Origin of the sequence: Streptomyces sp. S3(2020), assembly GCF_013044505.1 — a bacterium.
Lineage (GTDB): Bacteria > Actinomycetota > Actinomycetes > Streptomycetales > Streptomycetaceae > Streptomyces.
This window is the reverse complement of record NZ_JABERD010000063.1, coordinates 39,249-47,610: the sequence shown is the minus strand read 5'-3', so window position 1 is coordinate 47,610 and position 8,362 is coordinate 39,249. Positions and strand designations below refer to the sequence as shown.

Here is an 8,362-nt window from a genome sequence, read left to right as displayed (position 1 = left end):
GGGGGGGGGGGGGGGGGGGGCGGGGGGGTGGGTGGGGGGAGTGGGGGGCCGGGGCAGTGGGTGGGGGTGTCTGGGGCGCCGGGGGCGGGGGGAGGGCGGGGGGGATGGGGGGGGGGGGGGTGGGGGAGGGGGCGGGGGGCACGGGGGGGGACCGGCGGTTGATCTCGCCCAGGCGGTCGAAGTAGGCGGGATACGAGCCGAGGCTCGCCAGCAGCCGCCGTACGAAGGTGTCCTCGTCCGGCGCGGTGAGCAGGGCGTTGGCCTGTTTCTGGGCGCCGATGGTGGTGGTGCGGGCGGCGCCGGGCGGGGCGGAGCAGAAGGAGCCGGCGCCGTGGGTGGGCCATACGGCGGTCTCGTCCGGGAGTTGGGCCAGGTGCCGTAGGGAGTGGTACTGGGCGCGGGCCAGTTCCTCGGCTCGGTCGGCGCCCATGAGGTCGGTGCGGGCGGCGGAGCCGACGATGAGGGAGCCGCCGGTGAAGACGCCCAGCTCCCTTGTGCCGTCCAGGAGGAGGAAGGACAGGTGCTCGTCGGTGTGGCCGGGGGTGGCCAGGGCGCGCAGGGTCAGTCCGCCCAAGTCGGTCTCGTCGCCGTCGGCGAGCGCGGTGTGCGGGAAGGCGCGGTGTCCGGCGGCGGAGGCCAGCACGGTCGCGCCGTCGTCGGCGGCGAGCTGGAGCGCGCCGGTGAGGAAGTCGGCGTGCAGGTGGGTGTCGGCGGCGTAGGCGACGCTCAGCCCGCGCTGTTCGGCGGCGGCGCGCAGGGCACGCAGATCCCGGCTCGCGTCCACCGCCAGGGCGCGCCCGTCGCCCAGATCCACGAGGTAGGCGCTGTTGCCCAGCCCCTCGTCGACCAGCGGTATCAGGTGATCGTCGGCGAAGCCCATCAGGTCCTCCTGGTGTCACGGTAGGTGCTGAGTGGTCGCAGCGCCCACCTACGGATACAATATTCCATGGATTTATGGAGGATGCCATGGGAGACCCCGCGCGCAAGTCGGCGCTCTACGACGCCTTCGCCCACACCGGCAAGGCGCTGAGCAGCGGAAAGCGCCTGGAACTGCTCGACCTGCTGGCCCAGGGCGAGCGCACCGTCGACGCCCTCGCCAAGGCAGCCGGGCTGAACCTGACCACCGCCTCGGCCCATCTGCAGACCCTCAAGCAGGCCGGGCTCGTGGCCACCCGCCGCGAGGGCGTGCGTATCCACTACCGGCTGGCCGGAGACGACGTCGCCGTGCTCTACGCCCTGCTGCGGCGGGTCGCCCAGACGCACCAGGCGGGAGTCGAGGCCGCCCGCACCGCCTACCTCGGGGACGACCAGCCGGAGGAGGTCGGCCGAGAGGAACTGCTGAGCCGCGCCCGGGCGGGCGAGGTCGTCGTCCTGGACGTGCGTCCGGCCGAGGAGTACGCCGCCGGGCACATCCCCGGCGCGCTCTCCATCCCGGTCGAGGAACTCGCCGACCGCATCGCCGAGTTGCCCGCCGACACCGAGGTCGTCGCCTACTGCCGCGGCGAGTACTGCGTCCTGGCCCACGAGGCCGTACGGCTGCTCACCGCCCACGGGCGGCGAGCCGTACGGCTGTCCGACGGCATGCTGGAGTGGCGCCTCGCCGACCTGCCGGTGACCACCGGAGAAGCCGCGTGATCCCCGCGCACCCGGGGCTGCGAGGCGGGCGGGTCTACCTGGACTACAACGCCACCACCCCCGTCGACCCCCGGGTGGTCGACGCGATACTGCCACACCTGGCGCATCACTTCGGCAACCCCTCCAGCAGCCATTCCTACGGTGACCAGCCCCGCCACGCGCTCCATCACGCACGCGAGCAGGTCGCGGCCCTGATCGGGGCCCGGCACGACGAGATCGTCTTCACGGGCTCCGGCTCGGAGGCCGACAACCTCGCCCTGCGTGGCGCCGTGCTGAGCGCCGAGGCCAGCCGCCCGCATGTGATCACCCAGGTCACCGAGCATCCGGCCGTCCTGGAGACCTGCCGCGCCCTGGAACGCCTCCACGGCACCGAGGTGACGTATCTACCGGTCGACGGCGACGGCCTGGTCTACCCGGCCGGGCTCGCCGCCGCCCTCACCGACCGCACCGTCCTGATCTCGGTCATGGCCGCGAACAACGAGACCGGCGCTCTCCAGCCCATCGCCGAACTGGCCCGCATCACGCGCGCCCACGGGGCGCTCTTCCACTGCGACGCCGCCCAGGCGGCCGGAAAAATCCCCTTGGACGTAAAGGAGTTGGGCGTCGATCTGCTGACGGTCGTCGGCCACAAGATGTACGCGCCGAAGGGCATCGCCGCCTTGTACGTCCGCCGGGGCGTCGCCCTCGAGCCGCTCGTCTACGGCGGAGGCCAGGAAAGGGGCCTGCGCGCCGGCACCGAGAACGTCGCACTCGCCGTGGCACTGGGCAAGGCCGCCGAACTCGCCGCCGGGGAACTCACCGACGGGGCACCGAACCGTGTCGCGGCACTCCGGGACGGCCTGCACCGGCGCCTGACCGATGCCCTGCCCGGCCGCGTCCACCTCAACGGACCCGACACGGGACGCCTGCCCAACACACTGAACGTCAGCATCGACGGCATACTCGGGCACGAACTCCTCGCCGCCGCACCCAGCCTGGCAGCCTCCACCGGATCGGCCTGCCACGGCGGCACCCACACCCCGTCGCCCGTCCTGACCGCCATGGGCCTGAACCCGGACCGCGTGCTTGGGGCCCTGCGGCTGTCCCTGGGCCGCTGGAGCACACCCGAGGACATCGAAACGGCGGCGACCGCGTTGCTCAAGGCGGCTGCCGACCTCGCCGCCACCGCGAGCAGCCGATGACCAACCCCTCCACCACCACCGCCGACATCACGGTCGACGGCACCGGCCTACTCTGCGTCACCCTGCTGCTGAAGCTGCGCGCCCGTATCGACGGAGCCGAGCCCGGCTCGGTCGTCCACGTCATCGCCACAGACCCGGCCGCCCCGCTCGACCTGCCCGCCTGGTGCCAGATGACCGGTCACACCTACCTCGGGCCCGTCCCCGAGCCCGACCAGGACGTGTACGCACTCCGTCTGACGGACACCCCCTTGCCCACCCCGTCCGACGCGCCATGGCACGCCGACGGCCAGCAGGACCGCAGCTGAGCACAGGACATGCGGCACGCTCACCCCATCGCCCGCAGCCGCTCGATCACGACCTCCAACCCACCTTGAAACGCCTCCAGTTGCGTGGCGGGCATGTCGCCGAACAGCTCCGCAGCCATGGAGTTACGGCCACCCCGCAGGGCCGCCGTGACCATGCGGCCCTTCTCCGTCAGAGACACCAAGGTCGCGCGCCGGTCGCTCGGGTGTGCCTCGCGGGCCACCAGCCCGTCGACCTGCAGGGCGTCCAGCAGGCCGGTGACATTGCGCGGGGTGACCCCCAGTCGTGCGGCCAGCGCCCGCTGGGTCATCGGCCCGTCGTGCAGCAGGGCCCACAGCAGACCCGCCCGGGCCATCGTCAGCCCGCGCTCGGCGACACCGCGCGCCATCATCGCGCCGAGCACCTCGGCGAGCTCGAAGAGCCGATCCAGCGAGACGCTGGCTGAAGCGGTCCCCTCGGGCATATCGTGAAGTGACTTCACTATGTAGTACCTCCGCAAAACATCGTAGCGCCGAGGCACTGCTGTCGAGGAGGACGGTGACAAGCCATGACCCAACAGATCTCTGTGCCGACCAAGAGCCATCCGGTCTTCGCCCGGTTCTACGCGAAGGTCGCCGGACCCGCCCTGGGCAAGGCCGGCATCACGGAACACCGCACCCGCCTGCTCTCCGGCCTGACCGGCGAGGTCGTCGAGATCGGCGCGGGCAACGGGCTGAACTTCGCCCACTACCCGCCGGAGGTGAAGCGGGTGCTGGCCGTCGAACCCGAGCCACGCCTGCGGGCCCTGGCCGAGCAGAGCGCCCGCACGGCATCGGTCCCGGCGGACGTGATCGACGGGATCGCCGAGCAACTGCCCGTGCCGGACGGCTCGTTCGATGCGGCGGTCGCCTGCCTCACCCTGTGCTCGGTGGCCGACCCGCACGCCGCCCTCGCCGAACTCCACCGTGTTCTGCGGCCCGGCGGGCAGCTCCGTTTCTTCGAGCACGTACGCGCCGACTCACCCGCGATGCGCCGCGTACAGCGCGTCGTGGACGCCACCGTCTGGCCCCTGCTGATGGGCGGCTGCCACACCGGCCGTGACACCGAAGCGGCCATCATCGCCGCCGGGTTCACACTCACCTCGCTGGAGAAGTTCGCCTTCCCCGAGACCCGCGTGCCCTCCCCGGCGGCCACGCACATCCTCGGCACCGCTGAGCGCTCGCAACCGGGCGGGACCTCATGACCGCCCCCGAGGTGTCTGGCCAGGAGGTGTCCGCACCTGGGGACGAGACGGCACCCGTACGGCTACCCGACGCGAACGTGTCCGCCGCCCACGCCTCCGTCACCTTGCTGGAACGCCTGGCCGACAAGCTCGGCGGCCGCGCCTCGGTCACCGCCGTCTACGGCGAACCCATCACGGCCGACGGCATCACCGTCATCCCGGTCGCCAAGGTCGCTTTCGGCTTCGGCGGCGGAGCCGGACGCGAAGTGGGCGCCACGAAGAGCGGCGACGGGGGAGGCGGCGGAGGCGGGGCCGAGGCCAGGCCCCTGGGATACATCGAGATCCGGGACGGCACCGCCACCTACAAGCCCATCCGCGACCCGTGGTCCGACATCGTCCTGCCCCTCGCCGCCCTCGTCATCGGAGGCGCCATGCCGAAGATCCTCCGCTCGCTGCGCCGACGGGGATGAGAACTCACGCTGACGGCGGACACGTCCCATCGATGGATCCGACGGGCCAGGTGATGCGCGGTGGTACGACCCGCGCGCAGGGGGCGTGCCGCGTGCGTCGGTCAAGCCGAGGCAGCAGGCGGGTCGGCTCGACCGCGCGGCACACACCCTGCGCGCGGTCAGTGCTGTACCGGGACGCCGAGGTCGTCGAGAAGCCCTCGGACGCAGCGCTCGAGGCCGCTGCGGTCGCGCAGGACGGCACGGTCGGCGGCGAGTAGGGGAGTGCACAGGAAGCGGTGGTTCTCGTGGCAGTGGGGCTAGGAGAGCTGCCCGTCTCCAGCCGGGAGCCTCCACGTTTTGAGGAGGCGGCTCGTTCCTGGCTCCATGTCGGCAGGAGAGCAAATCGCTTGATCAGGCTCATGTTCGTCGGGATCTTCGCGGATAGAGTCACGGCTCGACGCGGCCCCGGCGGGGCATTCGGGCACGGCGCCGGAGGCTGTCGGGTGGTCGCGGACGGTCGAGGCGAGGAGAGCGCGTGAGCATCGATGCGGGTCATGGCACGCTGTTCGACAATCCGAAGGAGTCACGCGAACGGGTCATCAGAGCGGTGTGCCACCACGGTGTGACTGTTCCGGATCGGGGATCGAGCTTCTTCATCCATCTCAGCGAGCTGTGCCCGGTCGCGTGTGAGCACTGCATGTACGCGTCGGATCTGACACGCAAGGAGACGGCCAAGGACTCGCTGTCGCGGCCGGAGCTGGATGCGGCCATCGACTTCATCAACGCTTCCCGTTCGGAGAAGCTCAACATCACCGGGGGCGGCGAGCCGTTCCTGAAGTTCCAGAGCATCCTGCGACTGCTGGAGCGGGTCAGCGTGCCGCGCGTGGAGATCGTGACGGCCGGCTACTGGGGCAAGCAGGAGAGCCGAGCGGAGCGTCTGCTGCGGCGCATGGACGAGGCCCTGAGCCGCAATCCGAATCCGCCCGAGACGCTGCTCCGGCTGAGTATCGACCGCTACCACATCGAGGCACCGCGTCCGGTGGAGATCCCGCACTACGGCAACGTCGCCCGTGCCTGGCAGACGGTGCGGCCCGCCTTCGCGCTGGGCTTTCGCAGCATCCAGCCGGACATGGATATCGTGGACACCGCCCTGGCACGGGAGTTGGCCGCCACGGTCGAGACGGTCAACGACTGGAACCGGCGCATCGTGCTGCCCGACGGAACCGGGTTACCGATCACCTTCAACGTGTTCCGGCTCAGCGGCAAGGCCGCCGAACTGCGCGACGACCTTTTGGAAGGTTCGCAGACCATCAAGGAGTACTACGCGCCGTTCGAGTCGGGGTCGAACCGGCTGTCGTTGGCCACCGCGGTCAACGACGCGATCCGTGGGGCCTATGCGGCCAGTGCCGGAGCCGCAGTGACACTGAACTCGGACGGTACCTTCTGGATCTTCGCGGGTACGGCGCCGGACCGGCGGCTGATGTTCACCGGCCAGGACTTCGGCGAGGCGATGGGGCACTTCTTCCAGGACCCGATCACACGCTTCCTCGTCGACGAGGGCATGTGGGCGCTCGCCGACATCATCGCCGCCCTCGACCCGGCCACGCATGCGGCGGCGGTGGCCAAGAACGACGTTGCCTCGCTGGTGGAGGACCTGCTGGCCCCGGACGGTGTCCGCCTGGCGATGACGCTGATAGCCGCCCAGCGCACGGTCCACGGTGGCCGCGCCACGGTGGAGGGGGATCCGCAGATGGCGGAATTGCTTGCCTCGGAGACCGACTTAAGGGCCTGGTGCACCGACACGGTCCGCGGAGTGCGGCTGTGAGCGCCCGCGCGAGGGCGGTCGCCCCGGCCGGCATCTACCGCACGCTGGTGGCCCCCGGCACCGAGCCGGAGCAGGTCAGGCAGGGCATCTTCGAGCTGAGCCGGGTGCTGGCCGACGCCACACGGGCCAGCCTGCCCGACGACGCGACGGTGCTCTGCGTGATCGTGCTGCGCGGCGGCATGCTGCTCTACCCCGGCTTCGCCGCACCCTTCGCGCACACGGACTTCTGCCTGCTCGGCATGGAACGCGACACCTGGGGCCAGGCGCAGTGTCGCTACCTCACCCCGCCGGGCCGGCCTGTGTACGACGTCGCCGTACTCATCGACTGCGTGGCCGCGACGGGCGGAACCGTGCTCGCCGCCCGGCAGGTGCTGGCGGACTCGTGCGACATCTCCCGGCATACGGCCGCCGTCCTGTGTTCGTCCGAGCGGGCCACACGCACGCTGACCGGCGAGGGCATCGATGTGCTGGGCTTCCGGCTGCACGAGGCGCTGGACGGCGATGTCGTGACACCGGACCTCGGCGAACTCGACGCCGGGGACTTGTTCAGCGGTGTTTCCCTCTTCCTACGGAATGCCTCTGCATGAGCACCCAGGCACTACGCGTCGAACGGCGCCTCCTCCCCGAACGCGGCACCGTCGCCCTCGTCTACGCGGCCGGCGTGACGGCCGGCATGGCGCTGGGACGCTTCATCCCCCTCAGCTCCGACATCCGGGACCACTTCGGGCTCTCGCTGGCGGCGTTCGGGTGGCTGGTATCCGGCATCACGGTGGTGGGAGCGGTCGCCGCCCTGCCCGCCGGGCTGTGGATCGCCCGCGGTGACCTCGGCCGGGTGCTCAGCGCGGGACTCGCCGTCATGCTGGCGGGCGGGGTCCTGGAGGTCGTCTCCCCCTCGGCGCCGCTGCTCTACGCCGCACGCGCGCTGGAGGGCTGCGGCTACCTGCTCGTCGTGATCACCGGGCCGCTGGTGCTGTCCGCCCGGTGCGGGCCCGGCACGGAACGCGGGGCGCTCGCCCTGTGGAGCACGTTCATCCCGGTCGGCATGGCGCTCGCCTCCGCCGCCGGCACCTTCACCGGCGTCCTGGGATGGCGGCTGACCGCCGCACTGACCGTGATCCCGGCCGTGCTACCGCTCGTCGGCGCCCTCGCCTGGCTGACCGGCACCACCAGCGGGGGTGCCCGCCGGCAGGCCGAGCCCTCCGGAGGGCTCGGGCCGGTGCTGTGGCTGTCGGTGTCCTTCAGCCTCATCGCCCTGCTCGGGGTCACCGCGATCGCCCTCCTGCCCGACCTCGCCGACCACCGCGACATCTCCGCCACCCTGGGCAGCGCCACCACAGCCGCCGTGTCCCTGGCCAGCGTTCCCGGCGGGCTGACGGCCGGCCTGCTCATGCACCGGGGACTCGCCCCTCGCCAACTCGCCCTGGGCACGCTCGCCATGCCATTGGCCGCCGTCGTTATCTACCAGACAGCCCCCTGGGCGGCGATCACCGCGGGGGCCGCCGTGCTGATGGCAGCCAACGGGCTCGTCCTCGCCGCGCTCTACGCCAGCATGCCCACCCTCGCGCATTCCCCGCACGCGCTGCGCCGCGGCTACGGCCTGCTCAACCAGGCGGGTTGTCTGGGCAGCCTCTTCGGCCCGCCCGTCTTCGGCTTCGCCATCACCCACACCGGCTGGACGGCCGCGACCGTCCTGGTGGCGCTGGTCAGCCTGGCCGGGCTGGCCCTGTTCTGGACCGCCGCCCGCACCGCAGCCGCACCGGGATGAGCG

At 71.7% G+C, this 8,362-nt stretch carries 10 protein-coding genes; 8 read left to right on the top strand and 2 right to left on the bottom strand.

Annotation, left to right across the window (positions count from 1 at the left end):
- Positions 1-880, bottom strand: an 880-nt coding sequence (locus HLK59_RS21385) for an MBL fold metallo-hydrolase (protein ID WP_240982556.1), incomplete at its 3' end; no start/stop codon positions are given.
- 86 nt (positions 881-966) lie between these two features.
- Here HLK59_RS21385 and HLK59_RS21380 point away from each other — a divergent pair.
- The 3 genes from HLK59_RS21380 to HLK59_RS21370 are packed head-to-tail and all read left to right on the top strand — an operon-like array spanning position 967 to position 3,121.
- A complete protein-coding gene (locus tag HLK59_RS21380) occupies positions 967-1,635 on the top strand; it encodes a metalloregulator ArsR/SmtB family transcription factor (RefSeq protein ID WP_171143094.1) in 669 nt (222 codons plus the stop codon).
- Positions 1,632-2,816 (top strand): cysteine desulfurase family protein, encoded by a 1,185-nt coding sequence (locus HLK59_RS21375; RefSeq protein ID WP_346779787.1) that lies wholly within the window; start codon positions 1,632-1,634, stop codon positions 2,814-2,816. The genes HLK59_RS21380 and HLK59_RS21375 overlap by 4 nt, the downstream gene beginning before the upstream one ends.
- Positions 2,813-3,121 (top strand): sulfurtransferase TusA family protein, encoded by a 309-nt coding sequence (locus HLK59_RS21370; protein WP_171143093.1) that lies wholly within the window; start codon positions 2,813-2,815, stop codon positions 3,119-3,121. The genes HLK59_RS21375 and HLK59_RS21370 overlap by 4 nt, the downstream gene beginning before the upstream one ends.
- A 20-nt stretch (positions 3,122-3,141) precedes the next feature.
- Here the strand turns inward: HLK59_RS21370 and HLK59_RS21365 are convergent, their stop codons facing one another.
- Entirely contained in the window at positions 3,142-3,582 is a 441-nt protein-coding gene (locus HLK59_RS21365; RefSeq protein WP_171143092.1) for a MarR family transcriptional regulator, read from the bottom strand.
- An 84-nt stretch (positions 3,583-3,666) separates the two neighbouring features.
- On the opposite strand from HLK59_RS21365, the gene HLK59_RS21360 reads away from it, so the two are divergent.
- The 5 genes from HLK59_RS21360 to HLK59_RS21335 all read left to right on the top strand — a co-directional run bounded on the left by HLK59_RS21360 (position 3,667) and on the right by HLK59_RS21335 (position 8,359).
- On the top strand, positions 3,667-4,341 hold the full coding sequence (locus HLK59_RS21360; RefSeq protein WP_171143091.1) for a class I SAM-dependent methyltransferase: 675 nt from the start codon (positions 3,667-3,669) through the stop codon (positions 4,339-4,341).
- Between the two features lie 26 nt (positions 4,342-4,367).
- Positions 4,368-4,790, top strand: a complete 423-nt coding sequence (locus tag HLK59_RS21355; protein WP_346779786.1) for a spore germination protein GerW family protein — start codon at positions 4,368-4,370, stop codon at positions 4,788-4,790.
- A 514-nt stretch (positions 4,791-5,304) separates the two neighbouring features.
- On the top strand, positions 5,305-6,594 hold the full coding sequence (locus HLK59_RS21345) for a 4Fe-4S cluster-binding domain-containing protein (protein ID WP_171143088.1): 1,290 nt from the start codon (positions 5,305-5,307) through the stop codon (positions 6,592-6,594).
- Positions 6,591-7,181, top strand: a complete 591-nt coding sequence (locus HLK59_RS21340; RefSeq protein WP_171143087.1) for a phosphoribosyltransferase — start codon at positions 6,591-6,593, stop codon at positions 7,179-7,181. The genes HLK59_RS21345 and HLK59_RS21340 overlap by 4 nt, the downstream gene beginning before the upstream one ends.
- Positions 7,178-8,359, top strand: coding sequence for an MFS transporter (locus tag HLK59_RS21335; protein WP_171143086.1), 1,182 nt, complete (start codon positions 7,178-7,180; stop codon positions 8,357-8,359). The genes HLK59_RS21340 and HLK59_RS21335 overlap by 4 nt, the downstream gene beginning before the upstream one ends.
- Positions 8,360-8,362 lie beyond the last annotated feature (3 nt).